Origin of the sequence: Pseudomonas sp. 10S4 (genome assembly GCF_034344865.1) — a bacterium.
Classification (GTDB): Bacteria; Pseudomonadota; Gammaproteobacteria; order Pseudomonadales; family Pseudomonadaceae; genus Aquipseudomonas.
The window spans coordinates 4063262-4083654 of sequence record NZ_CP133774.1; the positions used below are offsets into that span (position 1 = coordinate 4063262).

General features: G+C 58.5%; 16 protein-coding genes and 1 pseudogene. 12 read left to right on the forward strand and 5 right to left on the reverse strand.

Annotated features, from left to right (window positions below):
• Window positions 1–121 precede the first annotated feature (121 nt).
• Entirely contained in the window at window positions 122–1264 is a 1143-nt protein-coding gene (pdxB, locus tag RHM58_RS18950) for a 4-phosphoerythronate dehydrogenase PdxB (RefSeq protein WP_322267867.1), read from the forward strand.
• Window positions 1265–1450: 186 nt separating this feature from the next.
• On the opposite strand, the gene RHM58_RS18955 is transcribed toward pdxB, so the two are convergent.
• Window positions 1451–1630 carry a PA1571 family protein gene (locus tag RHM58_RS18955; RefSeq protein WP_201204992.1) on the reverse strand — a complete coding sequence of 60 codons (180 nt, stop codon included), beginning with the start codon at window positions 1628–1630 and terminating at the stop codon, window positions 1451–1453.
• A gap of 255 nt (window positions 1631–1885) precedes the next feature.
• On the opposite strand from RHM58_RS18955, the gene RHM58_RS18960 reads away from it, so the two are divergent.
• Together RHM58_RS18960 and RHM58_RS18965 are read left to right on the forward strand one after the other, a co-directional pair.
• The gene (locus RHM58_RS18960) at window positions 1886–3673 is read left to right on the forward strand and encodes an ABC transporter transmembrane domain-containing protein (protein WP_201255900.1); all 1788 of its coding nucleotides are present in this window, start codon (window positions 1886–1888) and stop codon (window positions 3671–3673) included.
• 100 nt (window positions 3674–3773) lie between these two features.
• The gene (locus tag RHM58_RS18965; RefSeq protein ID WP_322267868.1) at window positions 3774–4796 is read left to right on the forward strand and encodes a Fic family protein; all 1023 of its coding nucleotides are present in this window, start codon (window positions 3774–3776) and stop codon (window positions 4794–4796) included.
• A 16-nt stretch (window positions 4797–4812) separates the two neighbouring features.
• Here RHM58_RS18965 and RHM58_RS18970 read toward each other — a convergent pair whose 3' ends face one another.
• Window positions 4813–6741 (reverse strand): transglycosylase SLT domain-containing protein, encoded by a 1929-nt coding sequence (locus RHM58_RS18970; protein WP_201204988.1) that lies wholly within the window; start codon window positions 6739–6741, stop codon window positions 4813–4815.
• A 212-nt stretch (window positions 6742–6953) separates the two neighbouring features.
• Between RHM58_RS18970 and RHM58_RS18975 the strand changes: the two genes are divergently transcribed.
• Complete coding sequence (locus RHM58_RS18975; RefSeq protein ID WP_201257040.1) at window positions 6954–8870, forward strand: ATP-binding cassette domain-containing protein; 1917 nt, start codon at window positions 6954–6956, stop codon at window positions 8868–8870.
• Window positions 8871–9063: 193 nt separating this feature from the next.
• Here RHM58_RS18975 and RHM58_RS18980 read toward each other — a convergent pair whose 3' ends face one another.
• On the reverse strand, window positions 9064–9501 hold the full coding sequence (locus RHM58_RS18980) for a universal stress protein (protein WP_077748224.1): 438 nt from the start codon (window positions 9499–9501) through the stop codon (window positions 9064–9066).
• Window positions 9502–9605: 104 nt separating this feature from the next.
• On the opposite strand from RHM58_RS18980, the gene RHM58_RS18985 reads away from it, so the two are divergent.
• From RHM58_RS18985 to RHM58_RS19015, 7 genes and pseudogenes are all read left to right on the forward strand, one after another.
• Complete coding sequence (locus RHM58_RS18985) at window positions 9606–10043, forward strand: hypothetical protein (RefSeq protein WP_201204982.1); 438 nt, start codon at window positions 9606–9608, stop codon at window positions 10041–10043.
• 618 nt (window positions 10044–10661) lie between these two features.
• Window positions 10662–12809 carry a fatty acid oxidation complex subunit alpha FadB gene (fadB, locus tag RHM58_RS18990; RefSeq protein WP_201204980.1) on the forward strand — a complete coding sequence of 716 codons (2148 nt, stop codon included), beginning with the start codon at window positions 10662–10664 and terminating at the stop codon, window positions 12807–12809.
• 32 nt (window positions 12810–12841) lie between these two features.
• A complete protein-coding gene (gene fadA / locus RHM58_RS18995) occupies window positions 12842–14017 on the forward strand; it encodes an acetyl-CoA C-acyltransferase FadA (protein WP_201192830.1) in 1176 nt (391 codons plus the stop codon).
• A 99-nt stretch (window positions 14018–14116) separates the two neighbouring features.
• A complete protein-coding gene (locus tag RHM58_RS19000) occupies window positions 14117–14353 on the forward strand; it encodes a DUF1653 domain-containing protein (RefSeq protein WP_046047845.1) in 237 nt (78 codons plus the stop codon).
• A gap of 114 nt (window positions 14354–14467) precedes the next feature.
• Window positions 14468–17094 (forward strand): annotated as a pseudogene (topA, locus tag RHM58_RS19005) (type I DNA topoisomerase).
• A 141-nt stretch (window positions 17095–17235) separates the two neighbouring features.
• On the forward strand, window positions 17236–17760 hold the full coding sequence (locus tag RHM58_RS19010) for a DUF6586 family protein (RefSeq protein ID WP_322267869.1): 525 nt from the start codon (window positions 17236–17238) through the stop codon (window positions 17758–17760).
• Window positions 17761–17912: 152 nt separating this feature from the next.
• The gene (locus RHM58_RS19015) at window positions 17913–18146 is read left to right on the forward strand and encodes a hypothetical protein (protein WP_123403749.1); all 234 of its coding nucleotides are present in this window, start codon (window positions 17913–17915) and stop codon (window positions 18144–18146) included.
• Window positions 18147–18239: 93 nt separating this feature from the next.
• Here the strand turns inward: RHM58_RS19015 and sulA are convergent, their stop codons facing one another.
• Together sulA and lexA are read right to left on the reverse strand one after the other, a co-directional pair.
• On the reverse strand, window positions 18240–18713 hold the full coding sequence (sulA, locus tag RHM58_RS19020) for an SOS-induced cell division inhibitor SulA (protein WP_201204974.1): 474 nt from the start codon (window positions 18711–18713) through the stop codon (window positions 18240–18242).
• Window positions 18714–18723: 10 nt separating this feature from the next.
• Window positions 18724–19332, reverse strand: coding sequence for a transcriptional repressor LexA (lexA, locus tag RHM58_RS19025; protein ID WP_322267870.1), 609 nt, complete (start codon window positions 19330–19332; stop codon window positions 18724–18726).
• Between the two features lie 229 nt (window positions 19333–19561).
• Here lexA and RHM58_RS19030 point away from each other — a divergent pair, with 229 nt between their 5' ends.
• The gene (locus RHM58_RS19030; protein WP_201204972.1) at window positions 19562–20269 is read left to right on the forward strand and encodes a TetR/AcrR family transcriptional regulator; all 708 of its coding nucleotides are present in this window, start codon (window positions 19562–19564) and stop codon (window positions 20267–20269) included.
• Window positions 20270–20393 lie beyond the last annotated feature (124 nt).

The window sequence follows — 20393 nt, forward strand, 5'->3', positions numbered from 1 at the left end:
TGCTGCGCAGCCGAACGGGAGCAAGCTCCCTCGCCACAGAGGCGCGCTGCGATCCTGAATACGCGCTGGCCCATCACATCCTTCTGCGCCTAAACTGCCGATCCGCCAAAGGAGCCTCGCCATGCTGATTGTTGCCGATGAAAATATCCCGCTGCTTGATGCCTTCTTCGAAGGTTTCGGCGAAATCCGCCGGGTGCCGGGGCGTTCCATCGACCGCGCCGCCGTCGAACAGGCCGATGTGCTGCTTGTGCGCTCGGTGACCAACGTCAACCGCGGATTGCTCGAAGGCAGCAAAGTGAAGTTCGTCGGCACCTGCACCATCGGCACCGATCACCTGGACCTGGATTACTTTCAACAGGCCGGCATCACCTGGTCCAGTGCACCCGGCTGCAATGCCCGGGGCGTGGTCGACTACGTGCTCGGCAGCCTGCTGACCCTGGCCGAAATCGAAGGCGCCGACCTGACGCAGCGCACCTATGGCGTGGTCGGTGCCGGGGAAGTGGGCGGGCGGCTGGTCAAGGTCCTGCGAGGCCTGGGCTGGAACGTACTGGTCTGCGATCCGCCACGACAAGCGGCTGAAGGCGGCGATTACGTCAGTCTTGAGCAGATCATCGAGCAGTGCGACGTCATCAGCCTGCACACGCCTTTAAAGAAGCATGGCGCTCAAACGACTTGGCATCTGTTCGACAAGCCTCGTTTGAATCGACTCAAGCCTGGCACCTGGCTGATCAATGCCAGTCGTGGTCCGGTGGTGGACAACGCCGCCCTGCGTCAGGTGTTGCTGCACCGTGAAGACCTGCAAGCGGTGCTGGACGTCTGGGAGGGTGAGCCTGAGGTCGATGTGGCATTGGCCGAGCTCTGCGTGCTGGCGACCCCGCATATCGCCGGTTACAGCCTCGACGGCAAGCAGCGCGGCACGGCGCAGATCTATCAGGCGTATTGCGACTTTCTCGGTCAGCCGGCCCAGGTCAGCCTGAGCGATTTGCTGCCGGCGCGGTGGTTGTCACACGTGACGTTGAACGCTGACAGCGACCCGGCCTGGGCGCTGGCGATGTTGTGCCGCGGCGTGTACGACCCGCGCCGTGACGATGCAGATTTTCGTCGCAGCCTTGTAGGTAACGTGAACGAGCAGCGCGCGGCGTTCGATGCACTGCGCAAGCATTATCCGCTGCGGCGTGAGATTGACGGGTTGCAGGTGCGCATTGAGGGGGATTCGCCGGTGTTGCGCCAGATTGTGGCGGCGTTGGGTGCAGTGGCTGTCTAAGGACCGAGTTGGCCCATTCGCGAGCAAGCCCGCTCCCACATTTGATCTCGGCTGAACACGAGATCTGTGTTCACCACAAGACACCTGTGGGAGCGGCTTGCTCGCGAATGGCTGCACCACAATTTTGGATAATCACCCATAAAAAACCCGGCCAACGAGGGCCGGGTCAAGAAGACGGTGGCTATATCACTTTTGTTCGGCAGGCTTGACCAGTCGCTTCTCCAGTTCGCGGCAAGCGTCCTGGATCATGTCTTCAGTGATCGGTACTTCACGTCCATGCTCATCAATAATCGAGCAACCCAGAGACTGGTGCGGCTGCGTGCGGATCACTTCAATTTTGTCATCGCTGCTGTTTTGCAAGGACATGGCCTGTCTCCTCATCAGGTTGTGTGCTTACTCTAAAACCGCCAGGTGACCGGGCTGTGACAACTCCCTGCGATCTTCCAGGTCGGCAATACCAGTCCACCAGAAATACTTCGGCGTTGCCACCCGGACTTTAGACCAATAGCGTCTAGGCGCTAGTCTTGGCGGTCATAATTAACCTGACTCATTGTGATTTACAGCGTTCCACCCCATTGAGTGTGTAGGCTGGCCCCATCAACGCTTGTGTTGTGAACCTGGATGAACCCGATGCTCTCTTCCCGTCACCGTCGTGCCATTCGCCTGGCCAGTCATTTTGTTGCGCCTTATCGCTGGCATGCGTTCGGTGCCTTGCTGGCGCTGATTGTCACTGCGGGCATCACCTTGTCCATGGGGCAGGGGATTCGCCTGTTGGTGGATCAGGGTTTCATGACCCAGTCACCGCATTTGCTCAATCAGTCCATCGGACTGTTTATGGTATTGGTGGTTGGGCTGGCCGTCGGTACCTTTGCACGCTTCTATCTGGTGTCGTGGATCGGCGAGCGGGTTGTCGCGGACATCCGCCGTCAGGTTTTCAATCATCTGGTTTACCTGCATCCCGGTTTCTACGAAGACAACCGCAGCTCCGAGATCCAGTCGCGGCTGACCGCAGACACCACGCTGCTGCAATCGGTGATCGGCTCGTCGTTGTCGCTGTTCCTGCGCAACTTGCTGATGGTGATCGGCGGGATCGTGCTGCTGTTTATCACCAACCCCAAGCTCACCAGCATCGTGGTGATTGCGTTGCCGCTGGTGGTCGCGCCGATTTTGATCTTCGGCCGTCGGGTGCGCAGCCTGTCGCGCGAGAGCCAGGACCGGATTGCCGATGTCGGCAGCTACGTCTCCGAAACCCTCGGCCAGATCAAAACCGTACAAGCCTACAACCACCAGGTCCAGGACGAGCAACGCTTTGCCGTCACCGTGGAAGAAGCATTCGAAACGGCTCGCAAACGTATCGTCCAGCGTTCGTGGTTGATCACGCTGGTGATCGTGCTGGTGCTGGGTGCAGTCGGCGTCATGCTCTGGGTCGGCGGCATGGATGTGATCGCCGGGCGGATTTCAGGTGGCGAACTGGCGGCGTTTGTTTTCTACAGTCTGATCGTCGGCAGCGCCTTCGGCACGTTGAGCGAGGTGATCGGCGAGTTGCAGCGGGCGGCCGGTGCCGCGGAACGGATTGCCGAATTGCTGCGCTCGGAAAATATCATCCAGCCACCGAGCACCGGACTGGTGACCTTGCCGGAACGGGTCAAGGGCAATCTGGTCCTTGAGGATGTACGTTTTTCCTACCCCTCGCGCCCTGAAAGCTTCGCTGTCGACGGCTTGAATCTGACGATCAACGCGGGCGAAACCCTGGCGCTGGTTGGGCCGTCCGGCGCGGGCAAGTCCACGGTGTATGACTTGCTGTTGCGTTTTTACGATCCTGCCGAAGGGCGCATCCTGCTGGAAGGGGTGCCACTGACTCAGCTTGATCCACTGGACCTGCGCCGCTGCTTCGCGCTGGTCTCGCAAAACCCGGCGCTGTTCTTCGGCAGCATCGAAGAGAACATCCGCTACGGCAATCCGGGCGCGACCCTGGCCCAGGTTCAGGAAGCGGCAAAAATCGCCTACGCCCACGACTTCATCGAACAAATGCCCAACGGCTACCAGACCCACCTCGGTGACGGTGGCCTCGGCTTGTCCGGCGGCCAACGCCAACGCCTGGCCATCGCCCGGGCGCTGCTGGTGGACGCACCGATCCTGCTGCTGGACGAAGCCACCAGCGCCCTCGACGCCCAGAGCGAACACCTGATCCAGCAAGCCCTGCCAAGCCTGATGAAAAACCGCACCACCTTGGTCATCGCCCACCGCTTGGCCACGGTGAAAAACGCTGACCGGATCGCGGTCATGGATCAGGGCAAACTGGTGGCGGTGGGCACGCACCAGGAGCTGGTGGCGAGCAATGCGTTGTATGCGCGGCTGGCGGCGTTGCAGTTCAGTGATGGCAAGGCTGAATACGATATGCACCCGTAGAAGCTGCCGCAGGCTACGATCTTTTGACATTGAATGAAGTCTGCTCAGACCGGCTTGTTCGGGCATTATGTCGGCTCGATCGAGTTGCCTGGATGAGGATATGAGTCGCTACCAACCACCGTTGACCCTGACCACAAAAATACTGGCGCTGATCGCCGAGATCAGCGAGCAGATCGGTCAGCTTTCGGCTGTAGGTGATAGTCGGCAGACGCCTCAACTGCGCCGTGGTAATCGTATCCGTACGATTCAGGCTTCATTGGCGATCGAGAACAATACGCTCAGCATCGAGCAGGTAACGGCTGTTCTGGCTGGGCAGCGAGTACTGGGTTTGCCAAGGGAAATCCAGGAAGTACGCAACGCTTTTGCAACCTACGAATCCATGCCGGACTGGCGGCCGGGCAGCCGAGCTGATTTGCTCCGGGCGCATGAGCTGCTTATGCACGGATTGATTGATGATTGTGGCCGGTTTCGTCAGGCGGGTGTGGGCATATACCGCGGCGAACAACTGGTTCATATGGCGCCGCCTCCGAGTCGCGTTGCGCACTTGATGGATGATTTGCTGGCTTGGCTGGGTGCATCCGACTGGCATCCACTGATCATCAGTTGCGTATTCCACTATGAGTTCGAATTCATCCATCCCTTTGCTGATGGCAACGGGCGCATGGGGCGTCTCTGGCAGACTTTGATACTCAGTCAGTGGCGCCCCGTGTTGGCCTATCTGCCGGTTGAGGCGGTGATTCGTGAGCAGCAGGACGCTTATTACGCTGCATTGTCTGCCGCCGACCAGTTGGCCGAAGCAACGCCTTTTGTTGAGTTCATGCTTCAGGCGTTAAGTGTCGCGCTGGCGGAAGCTGCTCGAAGCGAACCACCAACCGACCAAGTAACCGACCAAGTAACCGACCAAGTAGCGAGACTGCTTCGCGTGCTTCATGACGGAAGTTCGCTCAAGGTCAATGAATTGATGGCAAAGGTCGGTTTGGCTCACAAAGCGACCTTTCGGGCTAACTATCTCAAGCCAGCATTGGCGGCCGGTCTGATCGAAATGACTGACCCTGACTCACCTAAAAGCCCGGCTCAACGATATCGATTGACCACAGTCGGCAAGGTATCGAGATCGGTGTAGGAACCGGCATTACCGGTTACTGATCGTCAAAATACCGCTCATGCCAATCCACCAGCGGCTGTGGCGAGTTGAGTTTCTGGCCGTAGATCACCGAGTACGACAGCACGTTCTGCACGTACTGGCGGGTTTCGTCGAACGGGATGCTTTCCACCCACACGTCGAAGCTCAGGTGATCGGCACCGCGTAACCATTGGCGCACGCGGCCGGGGCCGGCGTTGTAGGCAGCGGTGGCGAGGACGCGGTTGCCGTTGAACTGGCTGTGGACCTGGCTCAGGTACGCGGCGCCAAGCTGGATATTCTTGTCCGGGTCGAGCACTTGCTGCGGCGAGGCCAGGGGAATACTGAACTTGCGCGAGGTTTCCTTGGCGGTGCCGGGCATCAGTTGCATCAGGCCGCTGGCGCCGACCCCGGAACGGGCGTCGTCCATGAAGGCGCTTTCCTGGCGGGTAATGGCGAACACCCAGCTCGAATGCAAGCCACGCACCTTGGCTTCACGCACCAGGGTATCGCGGTGGGCCATCGGGAAGCGGATGTCCAGGTCATCCCAGTACTTCGCCTCGCTGATGGTGCGGATCGCCGGGAAATACCATTTCAGGTCATAGGCCAGTTTCGCCTGGGCGACCATCTCGTCACGGTTGAAATGGCGGCTGACGTAATACCACTCGCGACGACCATCGACGACTTGTCCGCGGGCGTGGAACTCAAGAGCCCGACGAATACCCGGCGTGTTGCGCACTTTGTTGATGGTGGCCTGGCTGAGTACCAGCGGTTTGTTGACCAGCGAGTAGGGCAACTGCGAACGGTCGGCGGCCAGGAAACCATAGAAATCACGTTCGCGGGCGAGGCCCTTGTAAAGCGTCTGCGCTTCCGGGTTCTGCGGTTGCGCCAACTCAAGGCTGCGGGCCTGCCAGTAGCGCCAGCGGTTGGTGGTGGCCAGGTCTTGTGGCAAACGACGGGTCAACTGATAGGCGTCGTCCCAGCGAGCCAGTCGAAGCAATAGGCGCAGACGCCATTCGGAGACGGTGTTGTCCCGCAGTTCCGGGTCGTACTTGGTCATGACATCGAGTGCGCGAGGGTCATAACGCCGTGCCAGGGTCAGGCCGATTTCCCGGGCGATCGCTACTTTTTCATCGCGGGAGAAGTGCATGCTGCTCGCATAACCGTCGAGCAGGTCCATGGCCTTGTCCGGGTCCTGCTTGGCCAGGCGGCGCAGGCCAAGGCTGACGATGTCGGACATCGGCTCATCGGCCGGGATAAACCGCGACGGCTGATTGAGCAGCTCGGGTTTCTGCGCCACATCCACCAACAAGCGACCACGAGGGGCGAGGGTGGTCAGGCTGTTCACCAGGCTGTTGGCCAGCGGATAATTGCGCGCCTGGGCGGCGAGTTTGGCGCGCTCCCAGCGTTTCTGTTCGGTCAGTTGACCTTCGGCGGCCCAGGCTCCGAACAGACCATCGCAGGCCTCGGGTTGGGATTTACCGGTCAGCCAGAGCTTGTCGGCATTGGCGTAACCCTGGGCTTTGAGGTTATGGCCAATCTCATACTGCGCGTTCAGGCAGTCCAGTTCGGTGAAGTTGAGCTTGGGATCGTAGTACTTGACGAAGGTGGCCCAGTCGCCGCGATCGGCCAGCCAGCGCAACCAGCGCAATTTCATCCAGTTGGCCTGGGGCAGGTCCCCATGTTCAGCGAGGAATTTCTCGATTTCCGGGTTGCTCGCGGTTTTCAGACGCGCGGTCAGCTCGTCATAGGCCAGGTACGGTTCCAGCGGATAATCACTGAGGGCCTGACTGTAGCGAAAATAGGGGCCGGAGTCGCCGTTGGCCAAGGCGCGCTTGGCCTCATCGTAATACTGGCGTTGGGTGGACAGGTCTACCGCCTGGACTGATTGAGCGGCAGTGGCAGAGAGGAGCAAACAAGATAGAAGACTGAACAGGCGACTGCGCATGAGACATCCGGGCAGAAAAATCATGACAAGTGCTGACAGCATCAGCACTGATTGCTTGTAGCTTAGCCTTTTGCCAGCAACGGGCGAAAGCTTTGCCGGCCTGTCGGTGCAAGATCGCAACATTTGTTATGCAGAGTGCTTCGACATTGAAATTGCCGGCCTTCTGAAGCCTCAAGTCAGGTAGAATGCGCGCCCGGTTTTTGGAGAAGCTCATGACCCTGCTCAAATTCAGCGATGTGTCCCTTGCTTTCGGCTCTACGCCGTTGTTGGACAAGGTGTCCTGGCAGATCGCCCGTGGTGAGCGGGTGTGCATCATCGGCCGCAATGGCACTGGCAAGTCCAGCATGATGAAGCTCGTCAAGGGCGACCAGAAGCCCGACGACGGCTCCGTTTGGCGCGCACCCGGCCTCAAGATTGGCGAATTGCCGCAAGAATTGCCGGTAGCCGACGGGCGGACCGTGTTCGACGTAGTGGCTGAAGGCCTGGACGGTGTGGGCGAGCTGCTTGCGCAGTATCACCACCTGAGCCAGAACATCGTCACCGACGCCGACCTGGACAAGCTGATGCACGTCCAGCATGACCTCGAAGCCCGCGATGGCTGGCGTTTGCAGCAATTGGTAGACAGCACCTTGAGCCGTCTGCAGTTGCCGGCCGACAAGACCCTCGCCGAATTGTCCGGCGGCTGGCGTCGCCGCGTCCTGTTGGCCCAGGCCCTGGTTTCCGAACCGGACCTGCTTCTGCTCGACGAACCGACCAACCACCTCGACATCGGTGCAATCGCCTGGCTCGAAGAAGCGTTGAAGGATTTCCAGGGCGCCGTGCTGTTCATCACGCACGACCGTTCCTTCCTGCAAAACCTCGCCACCCGCATCCTCGAACTGGATCGCGGCGGCCTGATTGACTGGAACGGCGACTACGCCAGCTTCCTGGTGCACAAAGAAGCGTCTCTGGCGGCTGAAGATACGGCGAACGCGCTGTTTGACAAAAAACTGGCCCAGGAAGAAGTCTGGATCCGCCAGGGTATCAAGGCTCGTCGCACCCGTAACGAAGGCCGCGTCCGCGCCCTCAAAGCCCTGCGCAACGAGCGTAGCGAGCGTCGTGAGCGCACCGGCAAAGCCAACATTCAGCTGGATACCGCTGACAAGTCCGGCAAGCAGGTGATGGTCCTCGAGAACGTGAGCTTTGCTCACCCGGGTGGCCCGTTCCTGATCAAGGACTTCTCGATGGTCCTGCAGCGCGGCGACCGTATCGGTCTGCTGGGCGCCAACGGTACCGGCAAGACAACCTTGCTGAAACTGATGCTCAACGGTTTGCAGCCAACCAGCGGCACAGTGGAAGAGGGGACGCGTATCGACGTGGCTTACTTCGACCAGTTGCGCCATCAACTGGACCTGGAAAAGACCGTGATCGACAACGTGGCCGAAGGTCGCGACTTCATCGATATCGATGGTCAGAGCCGTCACGTGTTGAGCTACCTCGGCGACTTCCTGTTCAGCCCGCAGCGTGCCCGCACGCCGGTCAAGGCGCTGTCCGGTGGTGAGCGCGCTCGCCTGTTGCTGGCCAAGTTGTTCAGCAAGCCGGCGAACCTGCTGGTACTCGATGAGCCGACCAACGATCTCGATGTCGAAACCCTCGAGCTGCTGGAAGAGGTCTTGCTGACCTTCAACGGCACCGTGCTGATGGTCAGTCACGACCGGGCATTCCTCGACAACGTCGTGACCAGCACCCTGGTCTTCGAAGGTGAAGGCAAGGTTCGCGAATACGTCGGTGGTTATCAGGACTGGCTGCGTCAGGGCGGCTCGCCGCGCCTGCTGGGCGTGACTGAGAGCAAGTCCGGCAAAGCCGACCTGACCTCCGCTGTAGTGACCGCCGAAGCGGCACCAGTTGCTGCGGTAGAAGCGCCGGTGGCGAAGAAAAAGCTCAGCTACAAGTTGCAGCGCGAGTTGGAAATGTTGCCGGCTCAGATCGAAGCCATGGAAAAGCAGATCGCTGCGGTTGAAGCGCAGATGGCGGATTCCGCTTTCTATCAGCGCCCGGCTGCCGAGACTGCTGCCGTAATTGCTCAGCTTGAGCAATTGCAGGCTGAACTCGACGTCATGGTCGAGCGTTGGGCCGAGCTGGATGCCTGATTGATCCTGCAATAAAAAAAGCCCGGCGTTCAGTGATGAATGCCGGGCTTTTTATATGGAATGCGATCTACTGGGCTGGTGTCTATCCCCTGTGGGAGCGAGCTTGCTCGCGATGAGGCCCTGTCAGCCGATATGAATGTTGACTGACAGGACGCCATCGCGAGCAAGCTCGCTCCCACAGGGTTTAGTGTTATCAGCTTTTGATCAGGCGTACCGCAAGCACATCGCAGGGCGCACCGTGCAGAACGTCGTTGGCGGTGGAGCCCAGCAACAGCGCCAAGCCATGCCGGCCATGGCTGCCGACCACGATCAGGTCGCAGGTCTGTTCCTTGGCCAGGTGGTGAATCTCCTGGCGCGGCTGGCCGTAAGTCAGGTGGCTGTACTCCTTGGAGAGTTCCGGATACTTCAGGATCAGCCGGTCAAGGCGTTCCTTGGCTTGATCGAACTGTTGCTGCTGCAACTGGGACAGGTCCATTGGTACGTCGCCGCCAAAGGCCATGGCCATCGGCTCGACAATATGCACCAGGGACAGCTTCGCGCCGTTGCTCACCGACAGTTCGCGAGCGCGGTGGATAACAGGGTCGCACTCTTCGGTTAGATCTACAGCGACCAGAATGTGGTGGTAGGGCATGAAGTGCTCCTCCTGAGGATTGCAATATTGGTAAGTATGGCTGGTTTCAAGCGCATTGGTTCCAAAGTGACTGAATGCGCCCATCAAGAATCGGGAGTACAGATATGACGGTCTGGATAGTGGTGTCAATCCTGCTGGTGGTACTGAGTCCACTGGCATGGTTGCGACCGTCCCGCCACCAGAGCGGCCGCATGGCCTTGCGCATGGAAGCGCGGCGCATCGGGTTGGCCATGCAACTGGCGCCTCAGGAGTGGCCGCACTGGCTGAGCCACGAGCCGCCGAGCCCGTGTGCTCAGTACCACCGCCCGCGTCGAGGTAACCAACCCAAGTGCTGGAGTTATTGGCAGAAGTCGCCAGGAGTGTGGGTCAATCAGTGGCAGGAGGTCTGTGAGGATCCGGCGTTGCTGATTCATTTCGAGAAATTGCCGGACAACGTTTACAAGATCGAGGCGGACAAGCAGATGATCACGTTGTACTGGGGCGAGAAGGGCGAGGCCGAGGTTTTGCAGCAGATCGATGCCACGCTGAAGGCGTTGGCCTGAAACACAATCCTCGCAGGAGAGCTGCCGAAGGCTGCGATCTTTTGATGTTGTTTTTAAGGGCAAGATCAAAAGATCGCAGCCTGCGGCAACTCCTACACAGGCAAACTCCTGCGCCTGACAGACAGGCAATAAAAAGCCCGACATCATCATCGGGCTGGAGTTGGCCAGGCAGGCCGGAAATTCTTTGTGGCGCTGATCTTACGCTGGGCATTCGCCAAAAGCGTTCAAATTTTTTCCTCAATGTCCCGCTAGCGTAGCTGCTTAAACGCAGGTTGCCGCGAATTAGGGCGACTTTTCTAACTATTGATCCTATGAATGGCCTCACATGCATCCGCGTGTTGCAGGACTTCGTGTTACGGAAGTGACCGGAAAGTCGCGTTTAAACCAGCATTTTGGGCGATTGACAATTGTCGGAAATTCCGTGAAGGTGACGTACCCAAATCAAACGGGCGTATGAATTGAGCGTTTGTATTTCAGACCGCTCCTACAGAATCCCGACTATCGCGTTGGCGGGTGTGCCGGGTGGATTGGCGTTAGCATCGACGAAAAGCGTCCTGCCGAGCCATTCGCCTGCGTCCGACGTGTACTGTTCAGCTTCCATATCGTGGAGATCAGTTGATGATTTACGAAGGTAAAGCCATCACGGTTAAGGCTCTTGAAAGTGGCATCGTCGAACTGAAGTTCGATCTCAAGGGTGAGTCCGTCAACAAGTTCAACCGTCTAACCCTGAACGAATTGCGTCAGGCTGTAGACACCATCAAGGCAGATGCTTCGATCAAGGGTGTGATCGTCAGCAGTGGCAAGGACGTGTTCATCGTCGGCGCCGACATCACCGAATTTGTCGAAAACTTCAAGCTGCCTGATGCAGAGCTTGTCGCTGGCAACCTCGAAGCCAACAAGATTTTCAGCGATTTCGAAGACCTCAACGTCCCGACTGTCGCCGCGATCAACGGTATCGCCCTGGGTGGCGGTCTGGAAATGTGCCTGGCGGCGGACTACCGCGTCATGTCCACCAAGGCCAAGATCGGTCTGCCAGAAGTCAAACTGGGCATCTACCCAGGCTTCGGCGGCACCGTGCGCCTGCCGCGCATCATCGGTGCCGACAACGCCATCGAGTGGATTGCCTCTGGCAAGGAAAACCGTCCTGAAGACGCACTGAAAGTCAGCGCTGTCGATGCGGTGGTTGCCCCTGAGAAGCTGCAGGAAGCTGCCCTGGAACTGATCAAGCGCGCCATCTCCGGCGAGTTCGACTTCAAGGCCAAGCGTCAGCCGAAGCTTGAGAAACTCAAGCTGAATGCAATTGAACAAATGATGGCTTTCGAAACCGCCAAAGGTTTTGTTGCCGGTCAAGCTGGCCCGAACTACCCGGCGCCGGTCGAAGCGATCAAGACCATCCAGAAAGCCGCGAACTTCGGTCGCGACAAAGCGCTGGAAGTCGAAGCCGCCGGTTTCGTCAAACTGGCCAAGACCTCTGCCGCGCAGAGCTTGATCGGTCTGTTCCTGAACGATCAGGAACTGAAGAAAAAGGCCAAGGCCTACGACGAAATCGCCAAGGACGTGAAACAGGCTGCTGTATTGGGCGCTGGCATCATGGGTGGTGGTATCGCTTATCAGTCGGCCTCCAAAGGTACGCCGATCCTGATGAAGGACATCAACGAGCACGGCATCGAGCAAGGTTTGGCTGAGGCCGCCAAACTGCTGGTCGGTCGCGTTGATAAAGGTCGTATGACTCCAGCGAAAATGGCTGAAGTGCTTAACGCCATTCGTCCGACCCTGTCCTACGGTGATTTCGGTCACGTTGACCTGGTCGTTGAAGCAGTCGTCGAGAACCCTAAGGTCAAGCAAGCCGTACTGGCCGAAGTCGAAGACAACGTCAAAGAGGACACCATCCTCGCGTCCAATACCTCGACCATTTCCATCACCTTGCTGGCCAAAGCCCTCAAGCGTCCGGAAAACTTCGTCGGCATGCACTTCTTCAACCCGGTGCACATGATGCCGCTGGTTGAAGTGATTCGCGGCGAGAAGTCCAGCGAGCTGGCCGTTGCCACCACCGTTGCCTACGCCAAGAAAATGGGCAAGAACCCGATCGTGGTCAACGACTGCCCGGGCTTCCTGGTCAACCGCGTGCTGTTCCCGTACTTCGGCGGTTTCGCCAAGCTGGTCAGCGCCGGTGTGGACTTCGTCCGTATCGACAAGATCATGGAAAAATTCGGCTGGCCAATGGGCCCGGCATACCTGATGGACGTGGTCGGCATCGACACCGGTCACCACGGTCGTGACGTGATGGCTGAAGGTTTCCCGGACCGCATGAAGGATGATCGCCGTTCGGCCATCGATGTGCTCTACGAAGCCAAACGCCTGGGCCAGAAGAATGGCAAGGGTTTCTACGCTTACGAGACCGACAAGAAAGGCAAGCAGAAGAAAGTCGCCGACCCGTCGGTACTGGAAGTGCTCAAGCCGATCGTTTACGAGCAGCGCGAAGTCACTGACGAAGACATCATCAACTGGATGATGATCCCGCTGTGCCTGGAAACCGTGCGTTGCCTGGAAGATGGCATTGTCGAAACCGCCGCCGAAGCCGACATGGGTCTGGTCTACGGTATTGGTTTCCCTCCATTCCGTGGCGGCGCGTTGCGCTACATCGATTCTATCGGTGTTGCAGAGTTCGTTGCCCTGGCTGACCAGTACGCTGATTTGGGCGCGCTGTACCACCCGACCGCAAAACTGCGTGAAATGGCCAAAACCGGCCAACGGTTCTTCGGTTAAGCGTCCAAACACTTGAGCGAGAGTGAAATTTTATGAGCTTGAATCCAAGAGACGTCGTGATTGTCGACTTCGGTCGTACTCCGATGGGCCGCTCCAAGGGTGGCATGCACCGTAACACCCGCGCCGAAGACATGTCGGCGCACCTGATCAGCAAATTGCTGGAACGCAACGTCAAGGTTGATCCGAACGAAGTCGAAGACGTGATCTGGGGCTGCGTAAACCAGACCCTGGAGCAGGGCTGGAACATCGCGCGCATGGCGTCCCTGATGACTCAGATTCCGCACACTGCTGCCGGCCAGACCGTCAGCCGCCTGTGTGGCTCGTCGATGAGTGCGCTGCACACAGCTGCGCAAGCGATCATGACCGGTAACGGTGACGTGTTCGTGGTTGGCGGCGTCGAGCATATGGGTCACGTGAGCATGATGCACGGTGTCGATCCGAACCCGCACATGTCCCTGTACGCGGCGAAAGCCTCGGGCATGATGGGCCTGACCGCTGAAATGCTGGGCAAAATGCATGGCATCACTCGCGAACAACAGGATGCTTTCGGGGTGCGCTCTCACCAGCTCGCTTACAAAGCGACCCTGGAAGGCAAGTTCAAAGACGAAATCATCCCGATGCAAGGCTACGACGAGAACGGTTTCCTGAAACTGTTCGACTACGACGAAACCATTCGTCCGGAAACCACCCTGGAAAGCCTGGCGGCTTTGAAGCCAGCGTTTAACCCGAAGGGCGGCACCGTGACAGCCGGGACTTCGTCGCAAATCACTGATGGTGCTTCGTGCATGATCGTGATGTCGGCGCAGCGTGCGCAGGACCTGGGCATCCAGCCTATGGCTGTGATTCGTTCGATGGCAGTGGCAGGTGTGGACCCGGCGATCATGGGCTATGGTCCAGTACCGGCCACCCAAAAAGCACTGAAGCGTGCGGGCCTGGGTATTAACGATATCGACTTCTTTGAGCTCAACGAAGCTTTCGCCGCACAGGCCCTGCCAGTGCTGAAAGATTTGAAAGTGCTCGACAAGATGAACGAGAAGGTTAACCTGCACGGCGGCGCGATCGCCTTGGGTCACCCGTTCGGTTGTTCCGGTGCACGTATCTCCGGCACTTTGCTGAACGTGATGAAGCAAAATGGCGGCACCTTTGGGGTAGCCACCATGTGCATTGGTCTCGGCCAAGGCATCTCCACCGTCTTCGAACGCGTTTAAGCGTCTCGTTGATGGAAGCCGGGGCCAAGTGCCCCGGTTTTTGTTTTTCTGAATTTATTTTTGTTTTTATTTTGAAAAGATTTGAGTGAGGGCCAAACCATGCCGATACAACCTGGGCTCTACCAGCATTACAAAGGTCCGCAGTACCGCGTATTCAGCATTGCGCGGCATTCCGAGACCGAAGAAGAAGTGGTCTTCTACCAAGCCCTGTATGGCGATTACGGCTTTTGGGTGCGTCCCTTGAGCATGTTCCTGGAGTCGGTCGAGGTTGACGGCGAACAGGTCCCACGCTTTGCTTTGGTGCAAGCCGAACCGAGCCTTTTTTCCAAGCCATAAGCTGAGTGCGCGCAAAACCCTGCGCTTGACCTCACCTTGTAGCCACTATATATAGCGGTGCCGCGTCAGGCGCCAACCGCCTTTCACTTCTAGAATTCAGGAATTTTCTGATCCATGGGCAAATCGCTGGTCATTGTGGAATCCCCGGCTAAGGCCAAGACCATCAACAAGTATCTGGGTAACCAATACGTGGTGAAGTCGAGTATCGGCCATATCCGAGACCTGCCCACCAGCGGTTCGGCTAGCGCCAGCAAAGAGCCAGCCGCCAAGCGCGGCAAGGCTGCCGCGGGTGAAGGTCCGGTGCTCACGCCGAAAGAGAAAGCGCGCAAGCAGCTTGTCTCGCGCATGGGTGTCGATCCCGATCATGGCTGGAAAGCCAAGTACGAGATCCTCCCGGGCAAAGAGAAGGTCATCGAAGAGCTGCGCCGGCTCGCCAAAGATGCTGACACCATCTATCTCGCAACCGACTTGGATCGCGAGGGGAAGCCATTGCCTGGCACCTGCGCGAAGCCATCGGTGGTGACGACAGCCGCTACAAGCGCGTGGTGTTCAACGAAATCACCAAGAAGGCGATTCAGGAAGCTTTCTCCAAACCAGGCGAGCTGGACATTGACCGTGTCAACGCCCAGCAGGCGCGGCGGTTCCTTGATCGCGTGGTCGGTTACATGGTTTCGCCGCTGCTGTGGGCCAAGGTCGCTCGCGGCCTGTCCGCCGGTCGCGTGCAGTCGGTTGCGGTAAAACTGGTCGTTGAGCGTGAGCGAGAAATCCGCGCGTTCAACCCGGAAGAGTACTGGGAAGTTCACGCTGACCTCGGCACCGCCAAGGGCGCCACCGTGCGCTTTGACGTGGCTCGCGAGAAAGGCGAAGCCTTCAAGCCGCTCAACGAAACCCAAGCCATGGCCGCGCTGGAGAAGCTCAAGTCTTCCAGCTACAGCATCGTCAAGCGTGAAGACAAGCCGACCAGCAGCAAGCCGTCGGCACCGTTCATCACCTCCACCCTGCAGCAGGCCGCGAGCAACCGCCTGGGCTTCGGTGTGAAGAAAACCATGATGATGGCCCAGCGTTTGTACGAAGCTGGCTACATCACGTATATGCGTACCGACTCCACCAACCTCTCGGTTGATGCGGTGGCGATGGCGCGTACTTATATTGAAGGCGAATTCGGCAAGAAGTACCTGCCGGAAAATCCGAACGTCTACAGCAGCAAGGAAGGCGCACAAGAGGCTCACGAAGCGATTCGTCCCTCCGACGCCAATACCGAGCCAAGCAAGCTGTCGGGCATGGAGCGTGACGCTGAGCGGCTCTACGAGCTGATCTGGCGCCAGTTCCTCGCTTGCCAGATGCTGCCTGCGCAATACCTGTCGACCACGGTGACTGTGGGTGCCGGTGATTTCGAGTTGCGTGCCAAGGGCCGCATCCTGAAGTTCGACGGTTACACCCGCGTCATGCCGCAAATCGCCAAGCCAGGTGATGACGACGTGCTGCCGGACATGGTTCAGGGCGACGCGATGAAGCTGATCAAGCTTGATCCGACCCAGCATTTCACCAAGCCGCCGGCCCGTTATTCGGAAGCGAGCCTGGTAAAAGAAATGGAAAAACGCGGCATCGGTCGTCCTTCGACCTACGCAGCGATCATTTCGACCATCCAGGACCGCGGCTACGTGGCACTGCACAACCGTCGTTTCTACTCAGAAAAGATGGGCGATATCGTCACCGAGCGTCTGGCCGAGAGCTTCTCCAACCTCATGGACTACGGCTTCACCGCCGGCATGGAGGAGAACCTCGATGACGTGGCCCAGGGCGAACGCGACTGGAAAAACGTGCTCGACGAGTTCTACGGCGACTTCAAGAAGAAGCTCGAAGTAGCCGAAAGCGCTGAAGGCGGCATGCGCGCCAACCAGCCAGTGATGACTGACATTCCATGCGTGGTATGCGGCCGTCCGATGCAGATTCGTACTGCGTCGACTGGTGTGTTCCTCGGCTGCTCGGGCTACAGCCTGCCGCCGAAGGAGCGCTGCAAGGCCACCGTCAACCTGGTGCCGGGCGATGAAATCGCTGCGGACGACGAAGGTGAGTCGGAATCCCTGGTCCTGCGCGGCAAGCACCGCTGCCCGATCTGCAGCACGGCGATGGACGCTTACCTGCTGGATGAGAAGCGCAAGCTGCATATCTGCGGTAACAACCCGGATTGCTCTGGCTACGAAATCGAAGAAGGCACTTACCGCATCAAGGGCTACGAAGGTCCGAGCCTGGAATGCGACAAGTGCGGCAGCGAGATGCAACTCAAGACCGGTCGTTTCGGCAAGTTCTTCGGTTGCACCAATGCGACGTGCAAAAACACCCGCAAACTGCTGAAAAGCGGTGATGCGGCACCGCCGAAGATGGATCCGGTGAAGATGCCTGAGCTGAAATGCGAAAAGGTCAACGACACCTACATCCTGCGCGACGGCGCATCCGGCCTGTTCCTGGCGGCGAGCCAGTTCCCGAAAAACCGCGAGACTCGTGCTCCGCTGGTGATCGAGATCGTGCCGCACAAGGATGAAATCGATCCGAAGTACCACTTCCTCTGTGAAGCGCCGAAGAAGGATCCGGATGGCCTGCCTTCCGTGATCCGTTACAGCCGCAAAACCAAAGAGCAGTACGTTCAGACTGAAGTCGACGGCAAGCCGACCGGTTGGAAGGCGTACTACGACGGCGGTAAGTGGAAGGTTGAAGACAAGCGGCCAGCCGCTAAAGCTTAAAAAGAAGCTGTACATAAAAGGCCGCATGACAATCCTCGGATTTTCATGCGGCCTTTTGTTTTGGGCTTGCGGTCAGATCGGGTGATCCACGACACTGTCCGACCTGTGTGAAGCAATTATTTCGCTGTGGAGGCTGCCGTCATGGCCCACGAACTCTATACCCGTACCAACCAGAAAATTTATTTCGCCGGCCTGTCGCTCGAAGCGCTCGCCAGAGTCGAAGAGGGGCGGGCGATGAACTCCCTGGCGCTGATTCAGGCCGGGCGCGAATCGGCGCTGTTTCACCTTTATGGTGCGTTGCTGGGGCTGTGCCATGAAATCGCCGGTTTCTATCGCTTGCCTCAGGCGAATGCGCCGCGAGCGGAGATGTTGCTGACTCGCGAAGTGCTGGAAGCCATCGCCATTCCGGAAATGGCTGAGCTGGTCGAACTGGCCAACAATTCGGAAACCTGGCTGGCCAAGCTGCTGGCAGCCCATGCCGCACTGTTTCAGCCACCGCGGGTGCCGCACAAGCCAAAGGGTGACGTGACACAGCCACTGATCACGGCGGTTAACCTGGACGAAGAAGAGGCGCCTCAAGAGCTGAGTCGAGAGGAGTTGGAGAGCTGGCGTCAGAACCTGAAGGGGTTGGCGATTCGCTTTCGTGAAGGGTTGAACGAGTGCTAACGGATTGATCGATGAGACGGATGACCTGTTGGGCTGTCCGTTTTGGAATGAGTGCTAACAGATATTTCTTCGCGATGACTTCTGGTCAAGATCCCGAGCGAAGCTTGGCCGATGCCTATATAATCCCCGCCTTTCGTGGAGAACAGACCTTTATGCCAACGTCCTTTCTAGAAATTGTCGAGTTACCAGACGGCCGAATCGAGCTGCGCAGGGCTGAGGACGAGGGTTCTCTGGTTACTTTGGATTTCTCCGAGGACGCCAAAGCGTTCCTGCAAGGCAATCACGTGGAAGTCGCCAAAGCGATGTTAAGCGTCGGTGTGCAGATGGCGGGGCGCCTGGTTGAAGGCGAATTCAATAAAGATGAAGAGCCGCGGATCCTGCATTGATCCCGCCCGTCGGTTTCTGCTGATACCGCTACAGATCGGCTTCTCTATCCTTGGAGAAGCCCGGCGCTGTTCAAGGCGCGCATTATTTGTCAGTTAGCCTAATCGAATATTCAGACTTTGAGCGTCCCCGGTGCGGGCGGCGCTGATCAGCTGTTGCCGTGCACTGGCGTTCAGCGGGTTGAGCCAGCTAACGACCGTGTGGCTGCGGCCCAATCGCAAGGCTTCGCAGGTCAACTGTTGAGCGCTCTGGGTGCCGCGCGGTTGCAGTAGCAGGATGCGTTCGCGATTCAGGCCGGCGTCCCGCAGCCAAGCCTGGGTCAGGCTGGCCGGTGGGGCGATCAGGGTTAGCCAGCGTGCATCCTGGTCTTGACTCAACTCCCGGAGAATCGGCGCCAGAAGGTTCAGGCAGCTCCCTGCTGCACCACGCAGTGACAGTTCGCTGAAGACCTCGGGTTCTGCGCTCCAGGGCGACTCGACCACGTTCTTCAGGATCGGCGCCAGCGGTTGCGCCATGAACGCCTCGAACAACGGCAGTTGGGCTTGCTGTGGTGTGTGTGGGAACTGCATAAAGCCTCCTTTAGCGGCGAATCACGCCGACACTCAAGCCTTCGATCACCAGTTCCTGATCTTTCAGGTTGACTTCGATGGGGGCGAACTCGGGATTTTCGGCTATCAGCCAAACCTTGCTGCCATCGCGCTTGAAGCGCTTGACGGTCACTTCATCGCCGATCCGCGCTACCACGATCTGGCCATTGCGGGCTTCACGGGTGGTGTGAACGGCCAGCAGGTCGCCGTCGAAGATGCCCACATCCTTCATGCTCATGCCATGAACCCGCAGCAGATAGTCGGCACGCGGATGGAAGAAGGTCGGGTTGATGTTGCAGGACTCTTCGATGTGTTGCTGGGCCAGAATGGGCGCACCGGCAGCCACACGGCCAATGATCGGCAGAGTGGATTCGTCGGCCTTGGCTTCGAAGCCGGGGATGCGGATGCCACGGGAGGCGCCCGGGGTCATCTCGATCGCGCCCTTGCGGGCTAGCGCCTTGAGGTGCTCTTCAGCCGCGTTTGGCGATTTGAACCCGAGTTTCTGCGCGATTTCCGCGCGGGTTGGTGGGTAGCCGTTGTCGTCGAGGCAACGTTTGATGAAGGCCAGAATCTCTGCTTGGCGTGGCGTCAGTTTTATCATAGTGATCGCTCTGTCTTTTTATACAGTGACTGGGATTATATACAGTGAACTGCGCTTGGCAATGCCCCTTTTTTTGCCTGCCGCTGGACGGTCTGTTCCTCGACTGATTAACGCGTTGCTGTTGTATGGTTAAATAGCTGACCGACCATTCCCAAAACGAACCGCCAGGCTTGACAACGCCTAGGCTGAAACGTATGTTTCAAACAAGTGTTTGTCAGGCGGAGTAGTCATGGCCCAGTCGGAAACCGTTGAACGCATTCTCGATGCTGCCGAGCAGTTGTTCGCGGAAAAAGGTTTCGCCGAAACCTCGTTGCGTTTGATCACCAGCAAGGCCGGGGTCAATCTGGCGGCGGTGAACTATCATTTCGGCTCCAAAAAGGCGCTGATTCAAGCGGTTTTCTCGCGCTTTCTCGGGCCGTTCTGCATCAGCCTCGATAAGGAGCTGGAGCGGCGTCAGGCCAAGCCGGAAAACAAGCCGACGCTTGAAGAGCTGCTGGAAATCCTCGTCGAGCAAGCCCTGGTGGTGCAGCCGCGCAGTGGCAATGACCTCTCTATCTTCATGCGTTTGCTGGGTCTGGCTTTCAGTCAGAGCCAAGGCCACTTGCGTCGTTATCTGGAAGATATGTACGGCAAAGTGTTCCGTCGTTACATGATGCTGGTCAACGAAGCTGCGCCGCGTATCCCACCGATCGAACTGTTCTGGCGCGTGCACTTCATGCTCGGCGCTGCAGCGTTCAGCATGTCGGGGATCAAGGCCTTGCGCGCCATTGCCGAGACCGATTTCGGCGTCAACACCTCCATCGAGCAGGTGATGCGCCTGATGGTGCCGTTCCTGGCCGCCGGCATGCGTGCCGAAACCGGCGTCACCGATACGGCCATGGCCACCGCGCAGTTGCGTCCGCGCAGTAAATCGGTCCCGGCTGCCGCCAAGGTTTAACCGTACACGGGTGGGCGCGGCAGCTGACATCCGCTAAGCTAGCCGCCCATGCCGACTCTCGTTTTGAACCCGCTTCCCATTGATATCGCCGACCTGCCGGGCACAGCCCATGGCGGCGAGTCCG

Bases quoted from the DNA above. Each gene is read 5' to 3' on its own strand.
- RHM58_RS18985 (WP_201204982.1), top strand. From the start codon at position 9,606: ATGACGGTCTGGATAGTGGTGTCAATCCTGCTGGTGGTACTGAGTCCA.
- RHM58_RS19000 (WP_046047845.1), top strand. From the start codon at position 14,117: ATGCCGATACAACCTGGGCTCTACCAGCATTACAAAGGTCCGCAGTAC.
- fadA (WP_201192830.1), top strand. From the start codon at position 12,842: ATGAGCTTGAATCCAAGAGACGTCGTGATTGTCGACTTCGGTCGTACT.
- pdxB (WP_322267867.1), top strand. From the start codon at position 122: ATGCTGATTGTTGCCGATGAAAATATCCCGCTGCTTGATGCCTTCTTC.
- RHM58_RS18970 (WP_201204988.1), bottom strand. From the start codon at position 6,741: ATGCGCAGTCGCCTGTTCAGTCTTCTATCTTGTTTGCTCCTCTCTGCC.
- RHM58_RS19010 (WP_322267869.1), top strand. From the start codon at position 17,236: ATGGCCCACGAACTCTATACCCGTACCAACCAGAAAATTTATTTCGCC.
- RHM58_RS19015 (WP_123403749.1), top strand. From the start codon at position 17,913: ATGCCAACGTCCTTTCTAGAAATTGTCGAGTTACCAGACGGCCGAATC.
- RHM58_RS18960 (WP_201255900.1), top strand. From the start codon at position 1,886: ATGAACCCGATGCTCTCTTCCCGTCACCGTCGTGCCATTCGCCTGGCC.
- RHM58_RS18980 (WP_077748224.1), bottom strand. From the start codon at position 9,501: ATGCCCTACCACCACATTCTGGTCGCTGTAGATCTAACCGAAGAGTGC.
- fadB (WP_201204980.1), top strand. From the start codon at position 10,662: ATGATTTACGAAGGTAAAGCCATCACGGTTAAGGCTCTTGAAAGTGGC.
- sulA (WP_201204974.1), bottom strand. From the start codon at position 18,713: ATGCAGTTCCCACACACACCACAGCAAGCCCAACTGCCGTTGTTCGAG.
- RHM58_RS18965 (WP_322267868.1), top strand. From the start codon at position 3,774: ATGAGTCGCTACCAACCACCGTTGACCCTGACCACAAAAATACTGGCG.
- RHM58_RS18955 (WP_201204992.1), bottom strand. From the start codon at position 1,630: ATGTCCTTGCAAAACAGCAGCGATGACAAAATTGAAGTGATCCGCACG.
- RHM58_RS19030 (WP_201204972.1), top strand. From the start codon at position 19,562: ATGGCCCAGTCGGAAACCGTTGAACGCATTCTCGATGCTGCCGAGCAG.
- lexA (WP_322267870.1), bottom strand. From the start codon at position 19,332: ATGATAAAACTGACGCCACGCCAAGCAGAGATTCTGGCCTTCATCAAA.
- RHM58_RS18975 (WP_201257040.1), top strand. From the start codon at position 6,954: ATGACCCTGCTCAAATTCAGCGATGTGTCCCTTGCTTTCGGCTCTACG.